Source organism: Rhodococcus sp. NPDC006774 (assembly GCF_040636045.1).
Lineage (GTDB): Bacteria > Actinomycetota > Actinomycetes > Mycobacteriales > Mycobacteriaceae > Rhodococcoides.
Genome location: NZ_JBEYIW010000008.1, coordinates 74,073 through 97,943 on the forward strand (window position 1 = coordinate 74,073; position 23,871 = coordinate 97,943).

A 23,871-nucleotide genomic window follows, 5' to 3' on the forward strand; every position below is an offset into this window, starting at 1 on the left:
TTCGAGTGCTGCGCTGGATAACTGCCGGAGAATCCCACGGACCCGCTCTCGTCGCCATTCTCGAAGGAATGGTCGCGGGAGTAGAGGTGACCTCGGACGACATTGCCTCTCAACTCGCTCGTCGTCGCCTCGGCTACGGCCGTGGTGCCCGCATGAAGTTCGAGGCCGACAAAGTGACCCTCACCGGCGGTGTCCGCCACGGGCGCACCATGGGTGGTCCGGTCGCGATCGAGGTCGGCAACACCGAGTGGCCCAAGTGGGAGCAGGTGATGTCGGCCGACCCCGTCGACGACGCCGTGCTCGCGGATCTCGCCCGCAACTCCCCGTTGACGCGGCCCCGGCCCGGCCACGCCGACTTCTCCGGAATGCTCAAGTACGGCTTCGACGACGCTCGTCCGGTACTCGAACGTGCCAGCGCACGTGAAACCGCGGCTCGGGTCGCCATCGGCACCGTCGCCCGTCTGTTCCTGAAGCAGGCATTCGGAGTCGAGGTCGTGTCCCATGTGATCACGATCGGGGCATCCGACCCGTACGTCGGACCGCCGCCCGCAGGTGCCGACCTCGATGCGATCGACGCCTCCCCGGTGCGTGCCTTCGACAAGGCCGCCGAAGAATCGATGATCGCCGAGATCGAAGCAGCGAAGAAGGACGGCGACACCCTCGGCGGCGTCGTCGAGGTCGTCGTGCACGGCCTCCCCGTCGGCCTCGGATCGTTCGTCTCCGGAGAACGCAAGCTCGATGCCAGGCTGGCAGCAGCCCTGATGGGTATCCAGGCCATCAAGGGGGTCGAGATCGGGGACGGCTTCGAGACCGCGCGTCGACGCGGAAGCGTCGCCCACGACGAGATCAAGCCCGGCCCGGACGGTGTGTTGCGCTCGACCAACCGGGCAGGCGGCATCGAGGGCGGTATGACCAACGGTGAGGCACTGCGAGTGCGGGCGGCGATGAAGCCCATCTCCACGGTCCCGCGCGCGTTGGCAACGGTCGACATGACGACCGGAGACGAGGCAGTGGCCATTCATCAGCGCTCGGACGTCTGCGCTGTCCCGGCCGCCGGTGTCGTGGCCGAGACGATGGTCGCCCTCGTGGTCGCGCAGGCAGCGTTGGAGAAGTTCGGTGGGGACTCGCTGGCGGAGACGACGAGCAACGTCGACCACTACGTGAAGGGCACCGCCGCCCGACCTCCACGATGACCCCGTACGCGGTCCTCGTCGGACCGCCGGGAGCAGGGAAGTCGACGATCGGTCGACGGCTCGCACAGGCTCTCGACTTGGACCTGTTCGACACCGATGTGGCCATCGAGCGAGACACCGGTCGTACGATCGCCGATATCTTCTCGCACGACGGCGAACTGGCCTTTCGGCAGATCGAGGAGCGGATAGTCGCCGGTGCTTTGGCCTCGCACGACGGGATCGTCTCCCTCGGTGGTGGTGCTGTGCTGTCGCCCGCGACCCGCGCCCTGCTGTCCGGGCACACCGTGGTGTACCTGGAGATCAGCGTGGCCGAAGGGCTTCGGCGTACCGGTGCGAACACGGTTCGGCCGTTGCTCGCCGGTCCTGATCCGCGTGCGAAGTACCAGGAACTGATGCGGCATCGCCGACCTCTCTATCGATCGGTGGCCACGGTGCGAGTGCGCACCGACAGTCGCAGTCCCGCTCGGGTCGTGGGCCAGTTGGTGGCGAAGCTGACGGCCATCGCCCCTGTTCCCGGGCGCAATGCGAACGAGAGAAACCCCCAGTAGATGAAGGTGATTCGATGACAGAGCCAGTACGCGTCCAGGTCGAGACTGCCAACCCGTACCCGGTGATCATCGGCCGAGGTCTGTTGACGGACCTCGTCGACGAGCTCGCCGGAACGGCCGCCGTGGCGATCTTCCACCAACCTCCGCTGGCGGAGACCGCGGAGGCGGTACGAGCTGCGTTGGCGGACAAGGGAATCGACGCTCACCGCATCGAAATCCCGGATGCCGAGGACGGTAAGGATCTGGCAGTGGCCGGGTTCTGCTGGGAAGTTCTCGGCCGAATCGGTCTCACCCGCAGTGACGCCATCGTCAGTCTGGGCGGCGGAGCGGCAACGGACCTGGCCGGATTCGTGGCAGCGACCTGGATGCGCGGAGTTCGTATCGTCCACGTCCCGACGACGCTGCTGGCCATGGTCGACGCGGCCGTGGGCGGCAAGACCGGCATCAACACCGATGCGGGCAAGAACCTCGTCGGTTCCTTCCACGAACCCGCCGCCGTGTTGATCGATCTGGCCACGCTCGAGACCGTCCCGAAGAACGAGATCGTCTCGGGCCTGGCCGAGGTGATCAAGACCGGGTTCATCGCCGATCCGAAGATTCTGGACATCATCGAGGCCGATCCTGCCGCGGCGCTCGATCCGACCGGTGACGTTCTGCCGGAGTTGATCCGGCGCTCGGTCGAGGTCAAGGCGAAGGTCGTTGCGGCCGATCTGCGTGAGTCGAACCTGCGCGAGATCCTGAACTACGGACACACGCTCGCGCACGCCATCGAGCGGCGGGAGCAGTACCGCTGGCGTCACGGCGCCGCGGTGTCGGTCGGTCTGGTGTTCGCGGCCGAGCTCGGACGCCTGGCCGGTCGCCTGGACGACGCCACTGCCGACCGCCACCGTTCGATTCTCGAATCGGTCGGCTTGCCGGTCACCTACGACGAGCATGCGTTCTCGGATCTGCTCAAGGGCATGCAGACGGACAAGAAGAACCGGGCCGGGCTGCTGCGATTCGTCGTTCTGGACGGTCTGGCCAAGCCCGGACGGCTCGAGGGTCCGGATCCGGCACTGCTCGTCGCAGCATTCTCCGCGGTCGGTCGCGAGGCCCCGGCCACAGGTGGGTCGGCCATTCTGTTGTGACGCCGTCGGCCCCACTCGGGGCCCGATGACAACGGGCGGTGATCGACGCATACAGCGTCGATCACCGCCCGTAGGTCGATGTGGGGGAGTTCAGGAACCGTCGGCGCTGCCGTGCCTGCCGCGCTTGTCCAGCCGCGGCTTGCCGTCCGCGTCCACCGCCGAGAACACCTCGGTGTCGGCTTCGCCGTGCTCGGGAGCCCACTGAGGTTCCGAACGCGTGGGCTCGGCCTGCGTCGCCTGTGCCCGACCCGACCCATTCTCCTGGCCGGCATTGACCAGTTGGCGGTCGTGCGCGCGTTCGGCGTCCGATGTGGCCAACTTCTTCTTGGCCTCGCGGTTCACGATCTGTCGTCCCACGAACACCGCGACGCTGGCGGCGATGAAGATGGTGAGAATCGTGAACGCGGCTCCGGAGGTGAGCTCGAAGACCAATCCGTTCTGGCCCAGGCTGAAGTCGACGAAGAAGTCGACGATCCAGCTCAGGAGACCGCCGAGCAGTCCACCGACCACAGCGGCTTTGAGCCAGACCATGGTCAGGTCCTCGCCGTCTTCGGGGTCGGGGTGCTTACGTCGGTCGCGGATTCCGTCGATGCCGGCCCACACGATGATGATGAGCAGCACGAGGGCGTATGCCACCCAGCGCAGTGCCGATCCGCTCAGCGGCCACATCGACACAGCTGCCCCCAGCAGCAGTCGAACCACGACGTTGACCAATCCCATACTTATGCCACGCACTGCCCACCCAGTCATGCGGCACAGCATATCCGCACGTCGAAGTTCATGTGTCGCGGCCCACACGTTCGATGACCCGGTCGACTGAAATGGGGCCTGTGAAACGAACGGTAATGTCGACGGCATGCCTGCCGATTTCGGTGCCCGTCGTGGTGCCCTACGAGAACTGTTGGCCGCCGACGGACTCGATTCGATGTTGATCACCGATCTTCTCAACGTCCGATACCTGACGGGCTTCACCGGCTCGAACGCGGCATTGCTGGTCTCGGTGGCCGACTCGCCCGGTGACGAGGATCGGACGGTCATCTGCACCGACGGCCGGTACGTCACTCAGGTGGCCGAGCAGGTTCCGGATCTGCGGGCCGAGATCGACCGGGCGTCCGCGGTGCATCTGCTTCGTTCGGGTTCGTCCGGCCGCGGCGGTCGAGTGGGTTTCGAGAGCCATGTGGTGACCGTCGACGCTCATCGCGCGTGGTCCGAGCTCGACGGCGCTGCGGAGTTGGTACGTGCACCGGGTGTCGTGGAGTCGTTGCGCATGGTCAAGGACGAGTTCGAGGTGGGGTTGCTCCGAGACGCCTGCCGCGCCGCCGATGACGCTCTGGCTCGATTGATCGGTGGAGGCGGTATCCGTGCCGGCCGGACCGAGCGGGAGGTCGCCCGCGAGCTGGAGTCGTCGATGCTCGACCACGGTGCCGATGCGATCTCGTTCGAGACCATCGTCGCAGCCGGAGCCAACTCGGCGGTCCCGCATCACCGGCCCACCGATGCGGTGCTTGCCGACGGCGACTTCGTCAAGCTCGACTTCGGTGCACTCGTCGGCGGTTACCACTCGGACATGACACGGACCTTCGTCATCGGGACGCCCGCGCAGTGGCAGCGCGACCTGTACGAGTTGGTTCAGCGGTCCCAGACGGCCGGGCGAGAGGCGCTGGCACCAGGGGTGAATACCGCTTCGGTCGACGCGGCGTCGCGCTCGGTGATCGAGGACGCAGGGTACGGGGAGTACTTCCTGCACGGGCTCGGCCATGGCGTCGGCCTGGAAATCCACGAAGCGCCGGGAATCGCGAAGACGAGCACCGGTACACTGCTGAGCGGTGCAGCGGTCACCGTCGAGCCGGGTGTCTACTTCTCCGGTCGCGGCGGCGTTCGGATCGAGGACACACTCGTCGTTCGCGACGGGGGTTCGGAACTGCTCACCCTGACAAGCAAGGAACTCACGTCCGTCTAGCGCGGGCGGGAGCGAATCCCGCACGTGACCGACGGCGCGTCACGCGCACAAACGATTGAGGAGACGCGAAGCAAGTGGCTTCCACCAGCGATTTCAAGAACGGACTGGTTCTCAACCTGGAGAACCAGCTGTGGTCGATCATCGAATTCCAGCACGTCAAGCCCGGCAAGGGGCCCGCATTCGTGCGGACCAAGCTCAAGAACGTGCTCTCGGGCAAGGTCGTCGACAAGACGTTCAACGCCGGTGTGAAGGTCGAGACCGCAACGGTCGACCGCCGCGACATGACGTACCTCTACCACGACGGTAGCGACTACGTGTTCATGGACGCCGACACCTACGACCAGCTCTCGATCGGTGAGGCCACCGTCGGTGACGGCGCGCGCTTCCTGCTCGAGAACCTGCGCGTTCAGGTCGCCATGCACGAGGGTGTTCCGCTGTACGTCGAGCTTCCCGTCACCGTCGAGCTCGAGGTCAAGCACACCGATCCCGGCCTGCAAGGCGATCGCTCCACCGGCGGCACCAAGCCTGCGACCCTCGAGACCGGAGCCGAGATCTCGGTGCCGCTGTTCATCAACACCGGCGACAAGCTCAAGGTCGATTCGCGTGACGGAAACTACCTCGGGCGTGTGAACTCCTAACGTGTCATCGAAGAAGTCGACATCCTCCGCCTCGCAGAACGGTGCTCCCGGTGCGAAGAAGCTCGGTGCGCGCCACAAGGCCCGCAAGCGTGCGGTGGACTTTCTGTTCGAGGCGGAGGCGCGCAACGTCGACCCGGTCGACCTGACCACCGAGCGCATCGAACTCGCACGCGGCGACGACACGATCGCTCCCGTCAGTGATTACACCTCGACCTTGGTCGAGGGCGTCGCCGAGAATCTCGATCGACTCGACGGCGTGATCGCCGATCACCTCAAGGACTGGACGCTCACCCGTCTGCCTGCAGTCGACCGGGCCATCCTCCGCGTTGCGGTGTGGGAGTTGTTCCACGCCACCGACGTGCCACCGGTCGTCGCTGTCGACGAGGCCGTCGAGCTGGCCAAACAGCTGTCCACCGACGACTCGCCAGGCTTCGTCAACGGCGTGCTGGGTCAGATCGTCCTGGTCGCGCCGCAGGTACGCGCCGCGGCCGCGGCGGTCTCCAGCCGTACGCAGTCCGACGCGTCCGGTGCAGCGTCGGTCGACGCCGAGCAGTGATCGGACGTTCGACGCCCGTGTGACCGAACGCTCTGCGAGCCTGCTGGTCATGGTTCGCAGAGCGTTGCTAGGCTCTACGCAGTTCTTGTCAGACATCCTTTAACGATCCGTCCAGAGAGGCGGAGAAGGAGGTCGTAGTTTGCCTGCGCCCGAAAGCTCGCCCGCGAACCCCGCCGTTCGCGAATTGCTGTCCTCGGCCGATGTGGGACGCACCATCTCCCGCATGGCCCATCAGATCATCGAGAAGACGGCCCTCGATGCCGCGGACTCGCCGCGCGTGGTGCTACTCGGCATTCCCACTCGCGGAACCACGTTGGCGGAGCGACTCGTCGAACGTATCGAGGCATTCTCCGGTGTGCGTCCTCCGCTCGGGTCCCTCGACATCACCCTCTACCGCGACGATCTGCGGAACAAGCCGCACCGTCCGCTCGAACGCACGTCGGTGCCCGCAGGCGGTGTCGACGACGCACTCGTCGTACTGGTCGACGACGTGCTGTTCTCCGGACGAACCGTCCGATCCGCGCTCGACGCTCTTCGTGACCTCGGCCGCCCTCGCGCCGTGCAGCTCGCAGTCCTGATCGACCGCGGCCACCGCGAGCTCCCGCTTCGTGCGGACTACGTCGGCAAGAACGTACCCACAGCCCGCACCGAGGACGTCTCGGTGCTGCTCTCCGAACACGACGGCCGCGACGGGGTCAGCCTGTCCGAGGGAGGATCCGCTCGATGAAGCATTTGCTCTCGGTCGCCGACCTGACGGCCGAATCGGCCACGGAGCTTCTCGACGAAGCCGAACGATTCGAGCAGGCGCTTCTCGGCCGCGAAGTCAAGAAACTCCCGACACTGCGCGGACGCACCATCATGACGGTGTTCTTCGAGAACTCGACGCGTACCCGCGTCTCTTTCGAGGTGGCAGGCAAGTGGATGAGCGCCGACGTCATCAACGTCAGCGCCAGCAGCTCGTCGGTGTCGAAGGGTGAGTCCCTGCGCGACACCGCGATGACGCTGCGCGCCGCCGGTGCGGATGCGCTCATCGTCAGGCACCCGGCATCGGGTGCCGCTCACCAGATCGCCCAGTGGACCGCCGATCAAGGAGCCGGTCTCGACGGTCGTTCCGCAGGCTCCACTCCTGGCCTCGACGGTCGTTCCACAGGCTCCACTCCTGGTGGCGGCCCCGCGGTGATCAATGCCGGTGACGGTACCCACGAACATCCCACCCAGGCCCTGCTCGACGCCCTGACGGTTCGCCAACGACTCGGAGACATCGCCGGCCGACGAGTCGCGATCGTCGGCGACATTCTGCACAGCCGGGTGGCGCGCTCGAACGCAATCCTGCTGGCCAAGCTCGGTGCCGAGGTGGTGCTGATCGCACCACCGACCCTGCTTCCCGTCGGAGTGACCGGCTGGCCGGTGCGGGTCTCGCACGACATCGACGCCGAACTGCCCGGTCTGGACGCGGTGTTGATGCTCAGAGTGCAGGCCGAGCGAATGAACGGCGGGTTCTTCCCCTCCGCTCGTGAGTACTCGATCACGTACGGGCTCTCGCAGCGCCGGCTCGACCTGCTGCCCGAGCATGCCGTCGTACTGCACCCGGGTCCGATGCTTCGCGGTATGGAGATCGCGTCCTCGGTGGCCGATTCTCCGAAAACTGCAGTTCTGCAACAGGTTACGAATGGAGTTCACGTGCGGATGGCGGTGCTGTTCCGATTGCTGGTCGGTTCGGACGGGGGTGCATCGTGAACGCGCCTGCGACCTCCGTTCTGCTCCGCGGCGTGCTGCTGTACGGCGAGGGACTCGAAACCGACGTGCTGATCACCGGCGAAGAAATCGTCGGAATCGGTTCGGACCTCGACGCCGACGGTGCCGAGGTGATCGAAGCCCGCGGCCAGATTCTGCTGCCCGGATTCGTCGACATGCACACGCACCTGCGCGAGCCCGGACGCGAGGACACCGAAACGATCGAATCCGGTTCGGCAGCAGCGGCTCTGGGCGGCTACACCGCCGTGTTCGCGATGGCGAACACCGATCCGGTTGCCGACTCGGTGGTGGTCACCGATCACGTCTGGCGTCGGGGACAGGAAGTCGGCCTCGTCGATGTCCACCCGGTGGGTGCGATCACCGTCGGTTTGAAGGGCAAGCAGCTCGCCGAGATGGCCACGATGGCAGCGGGAATCGGCCGGGTGAAGATGTTCTCGGACGACGGTCACTGCGTCGACGATCCACTGATCATGCGTCGAGCGCTGGAGTACTCGAGTTCACTCGGTGTGCTCATCGCTCAGCACGCCGAGGAGCCCAGGCTCACCGTCGGTGCCGTCGCACACGAGGGGCCCACTGCGGCGCGGCTCGGACTGGCCGGTTGGCCGCGCGCGGCAGAGGAATCGATCGTCGCACGGGACGCGCTGCTGGCCCGGGACGCCGGTGCGCGAGTGCACATCTGCCATGCGTCCACCGCGGGAACCGTCGAGTTGATGAAGTGGGCACGCGGACAGGGCATTTCGATCACCGCCGAGGTCACTCCGCACCACCTGCTGCTGGACGATTCGCGGCTCGAGACGTACGACGCGATCAACAAGGTGAACCCGCCGCTGCGTGAGAAGTCCGATGTCGAGGCCCTGCGCAAGGGCTTGGCCGACGGTGTGATCGATTGTGTGGCAACCGATCACGCTCCGCATGCCGAACAGGACAAGTGCTGTGAGTTCTCGATCGCCCGTCCAGGGATGCTCGGGCTCGAAACCGCACTGTCCATCGTCGTCGACACGATGGTGACCCCGGGACTGCTCGATTGGCGCGGCGTGGCGCGGGTGATGAGCGAGCGTCCCGCTCGGATCGTCGGATTGGCCGATCAGGGGCGGCCCATCGAAGTCGGCGAGATCGCCAATCTCACGCTGGTGGACCCGAATGCGAGCTGGACCGTCTCGGGCAAGAAGCTGGCCAGCGTCGCGCACAACACGCCGTTCGAGGACATGACCTTCTCCTCGAAGGTGACCACGACCTTGTTGCGCGGACGAATCACCGTTCGCGGCGGAGTCGTGGCGAACAGGGCAGGGGAGTAGAGCCGTGGACAGAGTTCTCATCGTCATCGGATTCATCCTGTTCTGGGCGCTGATGATCGCGCTGATCTTCTGGGGTTGGCGCGGACGCCAGAAGCGGCAGGAAGAGCGAATCGGCGACTTCCCGGCCGTGCCCCAGGATCTCGGTGCCACCCACATCGAGCCCAGCACAGGCCTGTACGTCGGCAGCACTATCGCGCCGAGCTGGCAGGACCGCATCGCCGTCGGCGACATCGGCCACCGCGCCACCGGTGAGCTGTCGCGACACGAGAAGGGCATTCTGCTCGACCGAGACGGCGAATCTCCCATCTGGATTCCGGCCGAATCGATTCGCGCGATCCGCACCGAACGCGGGTTGGCAGGCAAGGTCATGACCAAGGACGGGCTCCTGGTCATTCGCTGGGAGTTGCCGACGGGGACCGAGATAGACACCGGCTTCAGGGCCGACGACAAGCAGATCTACCCGGTGTGGACAGCGAGTTCCACCGGAGAAACCAAGGAGGAAACCGCGTGAGCAGCGCAGTTCTTGTTCTGGAGGACGGCCGGACATTCCGCGGCACCACATTCGGCGCACAGGGGCGCACCCTCGGCGAGGCCGTGTTCTGCACCGGAATGACCGGGTACCAGGAGACACTCACCGACCCGAGCTACCACCGACAGATCGTCGTCGCGACCGCGCCGCAGATCGGCAACACCGGCTGGAACCAAGAGGACGGTGAAGCCGCGAGCGCCCAGGATCCCAACAAGATATGGGTGGCCGGATACGTCGTCCGCGATCCGGCTCGCCGCACCTCGAGCTGGCGCTCGACCGGAACACTGCAGGATCAGCTCGAGGCCCAGAACGTCGTGGGCATCGCCGGAATCGACACACGCGCCCTGGTACGGCACCTGCGCACCCGCGGCTCCATGCGTGCGGGAGTGTTCTCGGGTGACGCGCTCGGCACCTCGGACGAGATGCTCGAGCAGGTGGTCGGCCAGCCGTCGATGCTCGGTGCCGACCTCGCCGGTGAAGTGACCACCGGAGCGGGCTACACCATCGAGCCGTCCGGTGACGCTCGATTCACCGTCGTCGCAGTCGATCTCGGTATCAAGACCAACACTCCGCGGATGTTCGCCGAGCGCGGTATCCGCGTGCACGTGGTGCCGTCGAACACCACCATCGAGCAGGTTCTGGAACTGAACCCCGACGGCGTCTTCCTGTCCAACGGACCGGGCGACCCGGCCACGGCCGACACCAGTGTCGCGTTGACCAGGCAGGTACTCGAACGTGAGCTGCCGCTGTTCGGTATCTGCTTCGGCAACCAGATCTTCGGGCGGGCACTGGGCCGTGGCACCTACAAGATGAAGTTCGGCCACCGCGGCATGAACATCCCGGTCATCGAGCACACCACCGGTCGCATCGCGATCACCGCGCAGAACCACGGATTCGCACTCGAAGGCGAAGCGGGCGAGGAGTTCGACACCGACTTCGGCCGCGCCCGGATCAGCCACACCTGCGCCAACGACGGCACCGTCGAGGGCGTCGAACTGATCGGCGGCAGCGCCTTCTCGGTGCAGTACCACCCCGAGGCCGCGGCGGGTCCGCACGACGCCGCCTACCTCTTCGACCGTTTCACCAGCGTCCTTCAGGAGAAGAAGTAATGCCACGCCGCACAGACCTGAACCACGTCCTGGTCATCGGATCGGGCCCGATCGTCATCGGCCAGGCCTGCGAGTTCGACTACTCCGGCACCCAGGCCTGCCGAGTGCTGCGCGAGGAAGGACTCCGCGTCAGCCTCGTCAACTCCAACCCCGCGACGATCATGACCGACCCCGAGTTCGCCGACGCCACCTACGTCGAGCCGATCACCGCGGAGTTCATCGAGAAGATCTTCGCCCGCGAGGCCGAGCAGGGTCACCCCATCCAAGCTGTGCTCGCCACCCTGGGTGGACAGACTGCGCTCAATGCCGCTGTCGCACTGCATGATCAGGGCATTCTCACCAAGCACGGCGTCGAGCTGATCGGTGCCGACTTCGACGCCATCCAGCGCGGCGAGGATCGACAGAAGTTCAAGGACATCGTCGCCAAGGTCGGTGGTGAATCCGCCAAGTCGGCCGTCTGCTACACGATGGACGAAGTGCGCGAGACCGTCGCCGAGCTCGGCTTCCCGGTCGTCGTACGTCCGTCCTTCACCATGGGAGGTCTCGGATCGGGACTGGCCTACAACGACGAGGACCTGACCCGCATCGCCGGCGGCGGGCTCGCGGCCTCGCCCACGGCGAACGTCCTCATCGAGGAGTCCATCCTCGGCTGGAAGGAATACGAGCTCGAGCTGATGCGCGACGGCCGCGACAACGTGGTCATCGTGTGTTCCATCGAGAACGTGGATCCCGTCGGCGTGCACACCGGCGACTCGGTGACCGTCGCGCCTGCGATGACGCTGACCGACCGCGAGTACCAGAAGATGCGCGATCTCTCCATCGACATCCTGCGTGAGGTGGGCGTCGACACCGGCGGCTGCAACATCCAGTTCGCGATGGATCCGGCGGACGGGCGCCTCGTCGTCATCGAGATGAACCCCCGCGTGTCGCGCTCGTCGGCGCTGGCGTCGAAGGCCACCGGTTACCCGATCGCGAAGATGGCCGCCAAGCTGGCCATCGGCTACACCCTCGACGAGATCGTCAACGACATCACCCGCGAGACCCCGGCGTGCTTCGAGCCGACCTTGGACTACGTGGTCGTCAAGGCACCCAGATTCGCGTTCGAGAAGTTCCCCGGTGCCGACGGCACGCTGACCACGACGATGAAGTCCGTCGGTGAGGCGATGTCGATCGGCCGCAACTTCACCGAGGCATTCGGCAAGGTGATGCGCTCGCTCGAAACCAAGCGCGCGGGGTACTGGACCGGCCCCGAGGTCGAGGCGGAGAGCCTCGACGCTCTGCTGGCGGACCTGTCCGTTCCTCAGGACGGCCGGATGTACGGAATCGAGAAGGCGTTCGCGATGGGCGCCACCCTCGAGCAGCTCTTCGAGGCGACCAAGATCGACCCGTGGTTCCTCGACCAGTTCCAGCAGATCCACGAACTCGGCGTCCAGGTTCGCGAGGCGGCCGAATTCGACGAGGCGCTGCTGCGGCAGGCGAAGTACCACGGGCTGTCCGACCGCCAGATCGCCGCTCTGCGCCCCGAACTCGACGGCGAGGACGGAGTGCGTGCGCTGCGCGACGAGCTCGGCGTGCACCCGGTCTACAAGACGGTCGACACCTGCGCCGCCGAGTTCGAGGCCAAGACGCCGTACCACTACGGCACCTACGAGCTCGACCCCGACGCCGAGACCGAGGTTGCCCCGCAGCCGGACCGGCCCAAGGTGCTCATCCTGGGCTCGGGGCCCAACCGCATCGGTCAGGGCATCGAATTCGACTACAGCTGTGTGCACGCAGCGTTGACGCTGTCCGAGGCCGGCTACGAGACGGTCATGGTCAACTGCAACCCCGAGACCGTCTCCACCGACTACGACACCGCCGACCGCCTGTACTTCGAGCCGCTGACCTTCGAGGACGTTCTCGAGGTGTACCGGGCCGAGGCCGCCTCGGGCACGGTGCGCGGAGTTATCGTCCAGCTGGGCGGCCAGACTCCGCTCGGCCTGGCGAAGCGGCTGAAGGCCGCGGGCGTCCCTATCGTGGGAACATCGCCCGAGGCCATCGATCTCGCCGAGGACCGGGGCGAGTTCGGCAAGGTCCTCGACGCGGCAGGGCTGCCCGCTGCCAAGTACGGCACGGCGACCACGTTCGACGGGGCCCGTGAGATCGCGTCGGGCATCGGCTACCCGGTACTGGTCCGCCCGTCCTACGTTCTCGGCGGCCGCGGCATGGAGATCGTGTACGACGAGGCATCGCTCGCCACGTACATCTCCAACGCGACGGAGATCTCGGACGACCGTCCGGTTCTGGTCGACCGGTTCCTCGAAGATGCAGTCGAAATCGACGTCGACGCACTGTGCGACGGCACCGAGGTCTACATCGGCGGCATCATGGAACACATCGAGGAGGCCGGTATCCACTCCGGCGACTCGGCGTGCGCGTTGCCTCCGATCACCCTCGGCAAGACCGACATCGAGAACGTCCGACGGTCCACCGAGGCTCTGGCGAAGGGCATCGGCGTGCGCGGCCTGCTCAACGTTCAGTACGCACTCAAGGACGACATCCTGTACGTCCTCGAGGCCAACCCGCGTGCGAGCCGCACCGTTCCGTTCGTCTCCAAGGCGACTGCCGTGCAGCTGGCGAAGGCATGCGCCCGAGTGATGCTCGGGGAGACCATCGCCGAGCTGCGGACCGCAGGCATCCTGCCCGAGACCGGGGACGGTGGCACCGTCCCGGCCGGTGCCCCGATCGCAGTCAAGGAAGCGGTGTTGCCGTTCAACCGGTTCCGTCGTGCGGACGGAACCGGAGTGGACACCCTGCTCAGCCCCGAGATGAAGTCCACCGGCGAGGTGATGGGAATCGACTTCGATTTCGGTACCGCATTCGCCAAGAGCCAGACCGCCGCGTACGGCTCGTTGCCCGCGGGCGGCGCGGTGTTCGTATCGGTGGCCAACAAGGACAAGCGATCACTGATCTTCCCGGTGAAGCGGCTTGCAGATCTGGGCTTCACGATCCTGGCAACCGAAGGTACCGCAGATGTGTTGCGGCGCAACGGAATCAAATGTGAGCAGGTCTACAAGCAGTCCGGTGAGGATGTGCCGGAGGGGGAGCGGACCATCGTCGACCGGATACTCGCCGGGGACATCGCCATGGTGATCAACACCCCGTACGGCAACTCCGGCCCCCGCGTCGACGGGTACGAGATCCGGAGCGCCGCAGTGGCGCAGAACATTCCGTGCATCACCACGGTGCAGGGCGCGTCCGCGGCGGTGCAGGGCATCGAAGCCGGAACCGCCGGCGGAATCGGCGTCCGCTCGTTGCAGGATCTGCATGCGGGATTGAAGCAGGGGCTGGGAGTGGAGCCTGCGGAACGACCCGGGAATGGGGGAGTGGAGTGAGTCATCATCGCAGTTGGTCGGATCGGTTGCGCGCCGCGGTTGCGGCGCGCGGTCGACTGTGTGTCGGAATCGATCCGCATCCGGCGCTGCTCGAGGCGTGGGAGTTGCCACGCTCGGCGGACGGTCTCGAGGTGTTCGCCGAGCTCTGCGTCGAGGCATTCGTCGGTGAGGTGGCGATCGTCAAGCCTCAGGTGGCGTTCTTCGAGGCGTACGGATCTGCCGGGTACGCGGTGCTCGAACGCACCGTCAGTGTGTTGCGCGACGCGGGCACCCTGGTGATCGCAGATGCCAAGCGCGGCGATATCGGCACGACGATGGATGCGTACGCACAGGCCTGGCTCGAGCCCGACTCTCCGTTGTCCTCGGATGCTGTCACGGTGTCGCCGTACCTGGGTGTGGATTCACTGGGGGAGACGGTCGATCGTGCAGTGCGACACCAGCGAGGTCTGTTCGTGCTGGCTCGAACCTCCAATGCGGAAGGCGCTGCTCTGCAGCAGGCGGCGACGTCGAACGGCGGGTCGGTGGCTCAGTCGATCGTCGACGCGGCGGCGACGCGTAATCGCATCGATGCCGACACGCTGGGCCTGGTCGTGGGTGCCACTCGTGATCATGGTCTCGACCTGTCGAACTACACCGGACCCATACTCGCGCCGGGTCTGGGAGCGCAGGGAGCGACGGTGGCCGATCTCGCGGAGATCTTCCGTGATTCGCGTGAGCTGTTGCTGCCCAACTCCTCTCGGGGTGTCCTGGCCGCAGGACCGTCGGTGACGGCATTGCGCGACGCGGCGATGCGGTTACGCGACGAGATCGAAGCCGGTCTCGCATAGTCGACGCTGCTGCGCTCCGGCACGCGGGGGTGAGTTAGCGGTGGACGCGAGTCGTCGGTACGGTCGCTAGCGCTGCCGACGAACAGTGCGGATCTCCGGTGCGGAGCGCCGACGACCGCGGTCCGTGGCAGTGGAACACCGATGGTCGACGTGCCGACAACGATCGTGTGCGTCGTACCGCCCAGAACGAGAAGACGGAGGAACCGACAGTGGCCCTTCCCCAGTTGACCCCCGAGCAGCGTGCCGCTGCCCTCGAGAAGGCAGCGATCGCACGGAAAGCGCGCGCCGAGCTCAAGGAGCGCCTCAAGCGCGGCGGCACCGATCTCAAGCAGGTGCTCAAAGATGCCGAGACGGACGAGATTCTCGGAAAGATGAAGGTCTCCGCGTTGCTCGAGGCCCTGCCGAAGGTGGGCAAGGTCAAGGCCGCGGAGTTGATGACGGAATTGGAGATCGCGCCCACCCGTCGACTGCGCGGTCTCGGCGATCGGCAGCGCAAGGCGCTGTTGACGAAGTTCGATTTCGAGGCCTGACGGCGGTGAGTGACGCTGCGGCGACCTCGGTCCCGGAGACGAAGCGCGGCCGGTTGGTGGTGCTGTCCGGACCCTCCGGCGTCGGCAAGTCCAGTGTCGTTCGGCTCGTGCGCGCGGCGCTGCCCGAGCTGGTCTTCAGCGTGTCGGTCACGACGCGATCGCCGCGGCCGGGCGAGGTGGACGGTCAGGATTACCACTTCGTGTCGGCCGGCGAGTTCGATCGGATGATCGCCGACGACGAGCTGCTCGAGTGGGCGAGCATTCACGGTGGCCTGCAGCGGTCGGGGACTCCGGCTGCACCCGTGGAGGCTGCGCTCGAGGCGGGCAGCCCGGTGTTGCTCGAGCTCGATCTTGCCGGTGCCCGTGCCGTGCGGGTGTCCAAGCCCGAGGCTCTGCTGGTGTTCATGGCACCGCCGACGTGGGACGATCTGGTCTCTCGCTTGGTCGGACGCGCGACCGAGGAGAGCGCGGCCACCGAGCGGAGGCTCGAGACCGCACGGGTGGAATTGGCCGCACAGAACGAGTTCGACACGGTGGTTGTCAATACCGATGTCGACCATTCGTGCGAACAGTTGGTATCCTTGTTGGTCGGTAGGTCGTCGGTCGGCAACAGCTGACCAGTTTCACGGCGCACGAGGCCCCGACCAGCTAGTTCGTAGCACCAACGATGCAATTTCAGGAGATCATCAGTGAGCAGCATTTCAGCGGCCGTTTCCGACTTCGACGGACGCAGCGCTCTGCCGGCCTACGACACGCCGCTCGGCATCACCAATCCGCCCATCGACGAGCTGCTCGCCCGCACCTCGTCCAAGTACGCCCTCGTGATCTACGCAGCCAAGCGTGCGCGTCAGATCAACGACTACTACAACCAGCTCGGTGACGGCATCCTCGAGTACGTGGGACCGCTGGTCGAGCCGGGTCTGCAGGAGAAGCCGCTGTCGATCGCTCTGCGCGAGATCCACGCAGACCTCCTCGAGCACACCGAAGGCGAATAAGAACCTCACAGAGGACATCTGACTTGCACGTTGTCGTCGGAGTCGGCGGAGGTATCGCCGCCTACAAGAGTTGTTCGCTCATCCGCAGTTTCACCGAGAGCGGGCATCAGGTACGGGTGATTCCGACCGCGTCCGCTCTGGAGTTCGTCGGGCGCGCGACGTTCGAGGCGCTGTCCGGGCAACCGGTGCAGACCGGGGTCTTCGCGGACGTGCCGGAAGTCCCGCACGTGCGCCTGGGTCAGGAGGCGGACCTCGTCGTCGTCGCCCCCGCCACTGCGGACCTCATGGCCCGCATCGCCGGGGGACGTGCCGATGACCTTCTGACGGCCACCCTGCTCACCGCGCGGTGTCCGGTGGTGCTGGCTCCCGCGATGCACACGGAGATGTGGGAGCACCCCGCCACGGTCGCGAACGTCGCGACCCTTCGCTCGCGCGGTACGCACGTGATCGAACCTGCATCGGGTCGTCTGACCGGGCGAGACACCGGGTCGGGTCGGCTGCCGGAGCCGGACGAGATTTTCGCGCTCTCGATGCTGGTGACCGAGCGAGCGGATGCTCTTCCCCGGGACCTCGAAGGACGCCATGTTCTGGTGTCTGCCGGCGGCACTCGCGAGCCTCTCGACCCGGTCCGCTTTCTGGGCAATCGAAGCTCCGGAAAGCAGGGATACGCCCTGGCGCGAGTGGCCGCGCAACGCGGAGCCCAGGTGACGCTGGTCGCCGGGTACACCAGCGACCTCGACGCGCCGGCCGCGGTGGACGTGGTGCACGTCAAGACGGCGTCGGACATGCAGGACGCCGTTCGCAAACTTGCCGTCGGTGTCGACGCAGTGGTGATGGCGGCCGCGGTCGCCGACTTCCGCCCGGAGTCCATCGCAGGAAGCAAGATCAAGAAGGGTTCCAACGAGCCGTCGTCGATCCCGCTGGTTCGCAACGACGACATACTCGCCGGCCTCGTTTCCGCTCGCCGCGACGGAGAACTCGAATCGTCGACGGTCATCGTCGGATTCGCCGCCGAGACCGGAGACGCGGACGGAGACGTGCTGACCTATGCGCGGGCCAAGCTCGAACGCAAGGGCTGTGACCTGCTCGTGGTCAACGCGGTCGGTGACGGCAAGGCATTCGAGGTGGACCACAACGACGGCTGGTTGCTCGGGTCCGACGGTTCCGAGGCTGCACTCGGCGAGGGCTCCAAAGCCTTGCTCGCGAGCCGCGTACTGGATTCGGTAGCGCAGATGCTCGGCGCGCGGAGTCCTCGACCGAGTTCGAATCCGTGATGATGCCGAGGGTGCACGAGCGATGTCGCACCGGCTACCGTGCTGAGCACCACGTGTAGTGCCGTAGAGGTTTGCCTGGCTCCGGCAGGGGCGATAACACCGAGGGAACGTCAAATTTTCGTGGAGTGCCCGACCGGCGCGAGGCGTCGGGTCGGGCAGGAACATGCGTCGAGAGGAAGTCCGTGAGCAAGTCCGGTAGTCGGCTTTTCACCAGCGAGTCCGTCACAGAGGGTCATCCCGACAAGATCTGTGACGCCATCAGCGATTCGATTCTCGATGCACTGTTGACGGAGGATCCGCGTGCCCGGGTGGCCGTGGAGACTCTGGTCACCACCGGTCAGGTGCATGTCGCGGGTGAGGTCAACACCACCGCGTATGCCGACATCCCCAAGATCGTGCGCGAGAAGGTCCTCGAGATCGGGTACGACTCGTCGGCCAAGGGGTTCGACGGAAATTCCTGCGGTGTCAACGTTGCGATCGGCGCGCAGTCTCCCGAGATCGCTCAGGGCGTCGATCATTCGCACGAGGCCCGAGTCGAAGGACTGTCCGACGACGAGATCGACCGTCAGGGCGCGGGGGATCAGGGACTGATGTTCGGCTACGCCAACACCGACACTCCCGAGCTGATGCCGTTGCCGATCGCGTTGGCGCACCGGCTTTCTCGGCGGCTGACCGAGGTCCGCAAGAGTGGGGTGCTGCCGTACCTGCGTCCTGACGGCAAGACGCAGGTGACGATCGAATACGACGGCGACAACGCCGTTCGCCTCGACACCGTGGTGATCTCGACTCAGCACGCGGCCGACATCGATCTCGACAACCTGCTCACTCCCGATATTCGGGAGAAGGTGCTCGGGTCGGTGCTCGCCGAGTTGGACGTGCCGACGCTGGATACGTCCGATGTGCGTCTGTTGGTCAATCCCACCGGAAAGTTCGTGCTCGGTGGGCCGATGGGTGACGCCGGGCTGACCGGTCGCAAGATCATCGTCGACACCTACGGCGGCATGGCACGGCACGGCGGTGGCGCGTTCTCCGGCAAGGACCCGTCCAAGGTCGACCGCAGTGCTGCCTACGCGATGCGCTGGGTTGCGAAGAACGCTGTTGCCGCCGGGCTGGCGGATCGCATCGAGGTCCAGGTGGCGTACGCCATCGGCAAGGCTGCACCGGTCGGGTTGTTCGTCGAGACGTTCGGCACCGAGAAGACCGATCCCGCGCGTATCCAGGCGGCGATCAGCGAGGTGTTCGATCTACGTCCCGGTGCCATCATTCGTGATCTTGATCTGCTCCGACCGATCTACGCGCCCACTGCGGCGTACGGTCACTTCGGCCGCACCGACATCGATCTGCCGTGGGAGTCCACCGATCGCGCCGGCAAGCTTCGCGAGGCCGCCGGACTCTGAGTTCGGCTTCGACCGTTCTGCACGTACCCTGCTCGCACCGGCTCGGTGCTCCGACATCGAGTGTGGGGTGAGAATCGAGGAGGAGGTGCGGTGGCAGGCGTAGCGCGGGTGGCGGCGTCGGATCTTCCGATCGCGCGCATTCTCCCGATGTTGCCGCTGCCGCATCTCGACCGCGAGTTCGACTACCTCGTTCCCGAGGAGGTGAGCAGTGATGCTCAGCCCGGTGTCCGAGTTCGGGTGCGGTTCGCAGGACGATTGGTCGACGGTTTCGTGCTGGCGAGACTGGCAGAGACCGAACACCCCGGCAAGCTCGGCTGGCTCGATCGGGTGGTGTCGGCGGAGCGAGTTCTGACCCCGGAGATCGCGGAACTGGCCGAGGCGGTGGCCGATCGGTATGCCGGGACCAGAGCGGATGTGCTGCGTCTGGCGATCCCGGCTCGCCATGCCCGAGTCGAGGCGGAACAGACACCTGTCGTCGAGCCGCCCGCCGAGCCCGACATCGACCGAGCAGCCTGGTCGGCCTACACCCACGGCTCGAACTTCCTCGATGCGTTGGCATCGGGACGCGTACCGCGAGCGGTATGGCAGGCGTTGCCCGGTGAGCGGTGGCCGGTGCGGTTGGCGGAGGCCGCCGCCGTGACCGTGGCAGGCGGTCGTTCCGCGGTGGTGGTGGTACCCGATCAGCGAGACCTCGATCGACTGGAGACGGCCTGTGTGGCCCTGCTCGGTGCCGACCGGGTGGTGGCGCTGTCCGCCGGACTGGGCCCGGCGAAGCGGTATCGGCAATGGTTGCGTGGTCTGCGATCGGGCCCGGTCGTCGTGGTGGGGACACGCAGCGCCGTGTTCGCTCCGGTGTCCACTCTCGGCATGATTGCCATCTGGGACGACGGTGACGACAGTTTCGCCGAGCCCAGATCGCCGTATCCGCACGCCAGAGAAGTGGCGTTGCTTCGGGCGCACGTGTCAGGGGCAGCAGTGGTGATCGGAGGACATTCACGGACGGCGGAGGCGGAAGCTCTCGTGGATTCCGGTTGGGCACACGACCTGGTGGCCTCCCGCGAGCTGGTCCGTGAGCGTCAACCCCATGTGGTGGCCTTGGCGGACTCGGACCATGCGCTCGCGCGCGATCCGGCAGCCCGTGTCGCCCGGTTGCCCGCGATCGCGTTCGAGGCGGCGCGAGCCGCACTGAAGGCCGATTCGCCTGTGCTGGTTCAAGTTCCGCGCGGCGGATACGTACCGTCACTGGCGTGTGCAAAATGTCGGCACCCGGCTCGGTGTCGCCGGTGCAACGGGCCGCTGGCCCTGCCCTCCGCCCCGGGCAGCGACGGAGCGGGCAGTCCGACGTGCTCGTGGTGTGGAATCGCCGACACCGCGCATCGGTGCACGGTATGCGGATCACGCAACCTGCGTGCGGTCGTGATCGGAGCGGGCCGCACCGCCGAGGAACTCGGACGGGCATTTCCCGGCGTACCGATACACAACTCGGGAGGTGCCGCCGTGCTCGACGCCGTCCAGCCGGGTGCCGGTCTCGTCGTGTCCACCGTCGGTGCCGAACCGACGGTCGACGGTGGGTACGGCGCTGCCCTCTTGCTGGACGGTTGGGCGCTGCTCGGCCGGGCAGACCTGCGCGCGGCAGAAGAGACACTGCGTCGGTGGATGACGGCCGCCGCCTTGGTTCGGCCGGGTGCGGCAGGTGGCCGCGTGGTCGTCGTCGCCGAATCCGAGATACCCACGGTGCAGGCGCTGGTTCGCTGGGATCCGCTGTGGCACGCCAGAAGTCAGTTGGACGAGCGAGTCGAGGTACGGTTCCCACCCGCCGTGCACGTCGCCGCGATCGACGGAACCACCGATGCGATCACTGCGTTGGTGGAGAGCGCAGATCTGCCCGAGGCAGTGGAAATACTCGGACCCGTCGATCTGCCGGACGGCCAACGGGCACCTGCGGGCAGCGGTGAGGACGTACTTCCCGGTGATGTGCAGCGGCTGTTGATACGCGTGCCGCGGAGCACAGGGGCGGCGTTGGCGCGAGCGCTGGCCACCGCGCAGGCGTCTCGTAGCGCCAAGAAACTCGGTGCGGGAGTGCGGGTTCAGATAGACCCGATTCGAATCGGTTGACACTGCCGTCGGGGCTCGCCGTGGCCTAGGGTTGCCTCGGGGCGGTGCACGGGGCGCCGACGAGAGATGGGTCGGGGGACATGAAGAGAAGACAGCTTTTTCGCCGTGTGACAACAGGTTTGGCAGTGGTGATCGGGGCCCGTCTGGTGTCGCCCACCACCGCCGACGCCCTGCCCGGTACCGGCTCGGCGCAGCCAGCGATACCGGCCGTTCCGTTGGACCGACTGCTACGGATCGTGTCGCTCTCGCACATCAACGATCCGGCTCTCACCCCGATCTTTCCCGGCGATCCCGAATTCTCGCTCGAGACGGCGTTCACCGTCGCGGACGACGGCTTCTACCTCCAGTACGTCAAGGAGGGCGAGCACACCGGCACGCACTGGGGAGCGCCTGCGCACTTCCAGAAAGGTGGGCTGACCGCCGACCAGCTCGATCCGGAGGATCTGTTTCTGCCTGCGGTGAAGATCGACATCCGTGATCGGGCGGCGGCCGACGCCGACTACGCCGTGACCGTGGCAGACCTGCAGAACTGGGAAGCAGTCAACGGAGCCATTCCGCCAGGTGCGGCTGTCGTTCTGTGGACCGGCTGGGAGTCACGGTGGGGGACCGATGCGTACGCCAACGCGGACGCGGACGGGGTGACGCACCAACCCGGGTTCTCCGCGGAGGCTGCGCAGTGGTTGATCGACACGGGCAGGCTCGCCGACAGAGGTGCCCTCGGCACCGACACCTTCGGGCCCGATCTGGGCAACGACGACACCTATCCGGTGTCCGTCAAGCTCTACGACCGGCGTCGGATAAGCCTGGAGAACCTGACCAATCTGGAGTCGATTCCGACCACCGGCGCCTACGTTCTTGTCGGTGGTCCGATCAACCGAGCCGGATCCGGCTCGCCTGCAACCATTTTCGGTTTGGTCCCACGAGCCGCGTGATCGGAGCCGCTCGGCACCGCGCTGAGTGTGCCCGCGGTGTCGTAGGCGTAGATTCCGGCCTTGCCCTCGCGTTTGGCCTTGTACATCGCGCGATCGGCCAGCCGCATCAACTCGTCCTCCTCGTCGACGTCGGCGGTGTCGGTGCCGGTGTCGGATCCGGCCACGGTCGTGGAGTCGTGGGGTGTACGGTCGAGTCGACCGATCTGTACCACGCCCACGCACACGCCGACCGACACCGAATGGCCGTCGATCTCGTGTGCTGTCCGCATCGCGTCGGCGATGCGGACCGCCGTCGCGCGACCGGCATCGAGGTCGGCGTACACCAGGGCGGTGAACTCGTCACCGCCGAAGCGCGCCACCACACCGTCGACCACGCATCGGTCGAGGCGGCGTGCAAGTTCGACCAGTAATCGATCACCGCCGCCGTGGCCGAATCTGTCGTTGACGCTCTTGAAGTCGTCGAGGTCGATCAGCAGTAGGACGGCGCGGCCTCGGCCCGCTCGGGCGTCGTTCACCGCCGCTCGAAGGTGTTCGTCGAACGACGACCGGTTGAGCAGTCCGGTCAGTCCGTCGTGGTGCGCGCGGTACGTCAGCTCGGCCTGTGCCCGAGTCAGGCTCCGAAGCAGATTGTCGTTCTGAACCAGGGTGATCACCTGGCGAACCAGGGAGAGCAGCACCACTGCAACCCCGAGGACGATGACGGTCGAATCCAGGTTCCCGGTCTGCACACGCAGTATCGCCAACACGATCCCTATCGCACCCATGAGCCCGTACGGCAACAGCAGCTGCGTTCTCTCACCGGTGACGGTCTCGGTACACGCCCCTGCGGTGGGCTCCGATCCGTACCGAGACGATCCGTACCGCGACGATCCGTGTGACGACGAGCCGAGCGGCGACGGGGTTTCGTCGACGGTCCGCGGGGAGGCGGCCGCGAGAGCGATGAGCGCAGTGCCGGCGATGAACCCGCCGTCGGTCAGAACCGGCATGAAGTCCGCGCCGGTGGCGACGAGGTACGCGTAGATGCTGTCGGATACCGCCATCATCAGGATGCCGGCACCGAGCAGGGTGAGCTGCGTTCGGTATCGCGCCGCGATCTTCGTGATTACGGCGAGAAGCACGATCATGGCCACGAGAACCAGGTCGGTGATGGGATACATGATCGCCACGAGGAACTCGATCGATTCGGATTTCGACGAGTGCACGACTGCACCGAGCACGGTGGCCCAGGAGAGAACGAACAGGGACCCGACGACGACGGCCCCGTCGAGCAACGACATCACCCAGACATGGCGTGCACCTGCGGCAGCCCGTCGGGGCGACAGACCGACGAAGGCGAGCAGCGCGGGCACGGCGAAGATCGGGAAGAGAAAGAACCCGACATCGGCGATCGATGCAGTCGGCAGCGGCATGTCGAGAGCGGATCGATAGAAGGCCCAGACCGCCATGCCTGCACTCCAGCACGCCATTCCTGCGGCCATCAGAACACGCCACTGTCGTTCGGAGCCCATCCTCGTGGATGCGGTCCGCCAACACACGATCGTCGCGGTGATACCACCCGCGAGCTGTGCGACGTCGTCGATCAGCACGGAGATTCGCTGGCCGAGAACGTTGGAGCCGGCGAGCAGGACGATGGCGAGGACGCAGCCGAGAACGACGGTCACGCGTCGCCTCGTCGATCCGGCCACACGGCCCCCCTCGTTCGTGAGCGGGCGCTGTC

Annotated in this window: 22 protein-coding genes; 20 read left to right on the forward strand and 2 right to left on the reverse strand. The window is 66.2% G+C overall.

What is annotated here, in order from left to right:
• The first annotated feature begins 5 nt into the window (after positions 1–5).
• Genes aroC through aroB form a run of 3 tightly spaced genes read left to right on the forward strand, consistent with a single transcriptional unit; the run spans position 6 to position 2,868 of the window.
• Positions 6–1,193 carry a chorismate synthase gene (gene aroC, locus ABZ677_RS14435; protein WP_358370398.1) on the forward strand — a complete coding sequence of 396 codons (1,188 nt, stop codon included), beginning with the start codon at positions 6–8 and terminating at the stop codon, positions 1,191–1,193.
• Positions 1,190–1,741, forward strand: a complete 552-nt coding sequence (locus tag ABZ677_RS14440) for a shikimate kinase (RefSeq protein ID WP_358370401.1) — start codon at positions 1,190–1,192, stop codon at positions 1,739–1,741. Before aroC ends, ABZ677_RS14440 begins: the two co-directional genes overlap by 4 nt.
• A 14-nt stretch (positions 1,742–1,755) precedes the next feature.
• Positions 1,756–2,868 carry a 3-dehydroquinate synthase gene (gene aroB / locus ABZ677_RS14445; RefSeq protein WP_358370404.1) on the forward strand — a complete coding sequence of 371 codons (1,113 nt, stop codon included), beginning with the start codon at positions 1,756–1,758 and terminating at the stop codon, positions 2,866–2,868.
• Between the two features lie 90 nt (positions 2,869–2,958).
• On the opposite strand, the gene ABZ677_RS14450 is transcribed toward aroB, so the two are convergent.
• On the reverse strand, positions 2,959–3,618 hold the full coding sequence (locus ABZ677_RS14450) for a B-4DMT family transporter (protein WP_037189402.1): 660 nt from the start codon (positions 3,616–3,618) through the stop codon (positions 2,959–2,961).
• A 106-nt stretch (positions 3,619–3,724) separates the two neighbouring features.
• Here ABZ677_RS14450 and ABZ677_RS14455 point away from each other — a divergent pair, with 106 nt between their 5' ends.
• From ABZ677_RS14455 to ABZ677_RS14535, 17 genes are all read left to right on the forward strand, one after another.
• Positions 3,725–4,828: a Xaa-Pro peptidase family protein gene (locus ABZ677_RS14455; RefSeq protein ID WP_094634356.1), complete on the forward strand. Its 1,104-nt coding sequence runs from the start codon at positions 3,725–3,727 to the stop codon at positions 4,826–4,828.
• 74 nt (positions 4,829–4,902) lie between these two features.
• Positions 4,903–5,466, forward strand: a complete 564-nt coding sequence (efp, locus tag ABZ677_RS14460; RefSeq protein WP_027496978.1) for an elongation factor P — start codon at positions 4,903–4,905, stop codon at positions 5,464–5,466.
• 1 nt (position 5,467) lies between these two features.
• Positions 5,468–6,022 (forward strand): transcription antitermination factor NusB, encoded by a 555-nt coding sequence (nusB, locus tag ABZ677_RS14465; RefSeq protein ID WP_037189400.1) that lies wholly within the window; start codon positions 5,468–5,470, stop codon positions 6,020–6,022.
• A 139-nt stretch (positions 6,023–6,161) separates the two neighbouring features.
• Positions 6,162–6,749 carry a bifunctional pyr operon transcriptional regulator/uracil phosphoribosyltransferase PyrR gene (pyrR, locus tag ABZ677_RS14470; RefSeq protein ID WP_037189399.1) on the forward strand — a complete coding sequence of 196 codons (588 nt, stop codon included), beginning with the start codon at positions 6,162–6,164 and terminating at the stop codon, positions 6,747–6,749.
• A complete protein-coding gene (locus ABZ677_RS14475) occupies positions 6,746–7,759 on the forward strand; it encodes an aspartate carbamoyltransferase catalytic subunit (protein ID WP_358370410.1) in 1,014 nt (337 codons plus the stop codon). Before pyrR ends, ABZ677_RS14475 begins: the two co-directional genes overlap by 4 nt.
• Positions 7,756–9,072: a dihydroorotase gene (locus ABZ677_RS14480; RefSeq protein WP_358370413.1), complete on the forward strand. Its 1,317-nt coding sequence runs from the start codon at positions 7,756–7,758 to the stop codon at positions 9,070–9,072. Before ABZ677_RS14475 ends, ABZ677_RS14480 begins: the two co-directional genes overlap by 4 nt.
• A gap of 4 nt (positions 9,073–9,076) precedes the next feature.
• The gene (locus ABZ677_RS14485) at positions 9,077–9,583 is read left to right on the forward strand and encodes a transporter (RefSeq protein WP_094634359.1); all 507 of its coding nucleotides are present in this window, start codon (positions 9,077–9,079) and stop codon (positions 9,581–9,583) included.
• Positions 9,580–10,710: a glutamine-hydrolyzing carbamoyl-phosphate synthase small subunit gene (carA, locus tag ABZ677_RS14490; protein WP_037189395.1), complete on the forward strand. Its 1,131-nt coding sequence runs from the start codon at positions 9,580–9,582 to the stop codon at positions 10,708–10,710. The genes ABZ677_RS14485 and carA overlap by 4 nt, the downstream gene beginning before the upstream one ends.
• Positions 10,710–14,084: a carbamoyl-phosphate synthase large subunit gene (gene carB / locus ABZ677_RS14495; protein ID WP_358370416.1), complete on the forward strand. Its 3,375-nt coding sequence runs from the start codon at positions 10,710–10,712 to the stop codon at positions 14,082–14,084. Before carA ends, carB begins: the two co-directional genes overlap by 1 nt.
• Positions 14,081–14,911, forward strand: coding sequence for an orotidine-5'-phosphate decarboxylase (pyrF, locus tag ABZ677_RS14500; protein ID WP_037189393.1), 831 nt, complete (start codon positions 14,081–14,083; stop codon positions 14,909–14,911). Before carB ends, pyrF begins: the two co-directional genes overlap by 4 nt.
• A 209-nt stretch (positions 14,912–15,120) precedes the next feature.
• On the forward strand, positions 15,121–15,441 hold the full coding sequence (mihF, locus tag ABZ677_RS14505) for an integration host factor, actinobacterial type (RefSeq protein WP_027496987.1): 321 nt from the start codon (positions 15,121–15,123) through the stop codon (positions 15,439–15,441).
• Between the two features lie 5 nt (positions 15,442–15,446).
• Positions 15,447–16,058: a guanylate kinase gene (gene gmk, locus ABZ677_RS14510; protein ID WP_037189392.1), complete on the forward strand. Its 612-nt coding sequence runs from the start codon at positions 15,447–15,449 to the stop codon at positions 16,056–16,058.
• Between the two features lie 72 nt (positions 16,059–16,130).
• The gene (rpoZ, locus tag ABZ677_RS14515) at positions 16,131–16,436 is read left to right on the forward strand and encodes a DNA-directed RNA polymerase subunit omega (RefSeq protein WP_032377808.1); all 306 of its coding nucleotides are present in this window, start codon (positions 16,131–16,133) and stop codon (positions 16,434–16,436) included.
• Between the two features lie 23 nt (positions 16,437–16,459).
• Complete coding sequence (coaBC, locus tag ABZ677_RS14520) at positions 16,460–17,710, forward strand: bifunctional phosphopantothenoylcysteine decarboxylase/phosphopantothenate--cysteine ligase CoaBC (RefSeq protein WP_037189391.1); 1,251 nt, start codon at positions 16,460–16,462, stop codon at positions 17,708–17,710.
• Between the two features lie 182 nt (positions 17,711–17,892).
• Positions 17,893–19,107, forward strand: a complete 1,215-nt coding sequence (metK, locus tag ABZ677_RS14525) for a methionine adenosyltransferase (protein ID WP_032397994.1) — start codon at positions 17,893–17,895, stop codon at positions 19,105–19,107.
• Between the two features lie 147 nt (positions 19,108–19,254).
• The gene (locus ABZ677_RS14530) at positions 19,255–21,222 is read left to right on the forward strand and encodes a primosomal protein N' (protein ID WP_358370620.1); all 1,968 of its coding nucleotides are present in this window, start codon (positions 19,255–19,257) and stop codon (positions 21,220–21,222) included.
• 80 nt (positions 21,223–21,302) lie between these two features.
• Entirely contained in the window at positions 21,303–22,154 is an 852-nt protein-coding gene (locus ABZ677_RS14535) for a cyclase family protein (RefSeq protein WP_358370421.1), read from the forward strand.
• Here the strand turns inward: ABZ677_RS14535 and ABZ677_RS14540 are convergent.
• Positions 22,070–23,815: a diguanylate cyclase gene (locus ABZ677_RS14540; protein ID WP_358370424.1), complete on the reverse strand. Its 1,746-nt coding sequence runs from the start codon at positions 23,813–23,815 to the stop codon at positions 22,070–22,072. The two genes, ABZ677_RS14535 and ABZ677_RS14540, sit on opposite strands and share 85 nt — an antisense overlap.
• Positions 23,816–23,871: the final 56 nt, after the last annotated feature.